The sequence below is a fragment of the Rubellimicrobium sp. CFH 75288 genome (assembly GCF_009904055.1).
GTDB lineage: Bacteria > Pseudomonadota > Alphaproteobacteria > Rhodobacterales > Rhodobacteraceae > Rubellimicrobium.
The window spans coordinates 1-735 of the sequence record NZ_WYDP01000061.1 but is presented as its reverse complement, the minus strand read 5'-3'; the positions used below and the strand labels follow the sequence as shown (position 1 = coordinate 735).

Genomic DNA, 735 nt, shown 5'->3' with positions numbered 1-735 from the left:
GCATGAGCAGACCGACACCCCCGACCTACAAGACCAGGAACTGGCCCGCCTATAACCAAGCGCTCAAGCGCCGAGGCTCGCTGACGATCTGGTTCGACCCCGCCATGAAGTGGCAGGCCGCGCCGACTGGCAAGCGCGGGCGGCAAGCCGACTACAGCGACGCAGCCATCCAGACCTGCCTCACGATGAAGGTCCTCTTCGGCATGGCGTTGCGCCAGACGACCGGCTTCGTCGAGAGCCTGCTGCGGTTGATCGGCCTCGACTGGGCAGTGCCAGACTTCAGCACGCTGTCGCGACGCCAGAAGACCCTGAATGTGAACATCCCCTACCGCGGCTCGGACGGTCCGCTGCACCTGTTGGTCGACAGCACCGGGATCAAGGTCGAGGGTGAAGGCGAGTGGAACGCCCGCAAACATGGTGGCACGAAGCGCAGGGTCTGGCGCAAGATCCACATCGGGATCGACGAGAAATCACTGGAAATCCGCGCCGCCGAGTTTACCACCAGCGACGTCGGTGACGCGCCCATGCTGCCCGAACTTCTGGACCAGATACCACCCGACCAGGAGATCGCCAGCGTCACGGCAGATGGCGCTTTCGATACCCGCAACTGCCACGACGCCATCGCCGCCCGCGGTGCCGCCGCGATTATCCCGCCCCGCAAGAACGCCAAGCCTTGGAAGCCCGACACCGCCGGGGCGATCGCCCGTAACGACATCCTGAGGACATCGAAGCGCG

The 735-nt window shown here is 65.0% G+C and carries 1 protein-coding gene; it reads left to right on the top strand.

Going from position 1 to position 735, the window contains the following annotated elements; translation table 11 throughout:
* Positions 1-2: 2 nt before the first annotated feature.
* Positions 3-735: IS5 family transposase (locus GT358_RS16375; protein WP_166583696.1), on the top strand; the 733-nt coding region annotated here is incomplete at its 3' end.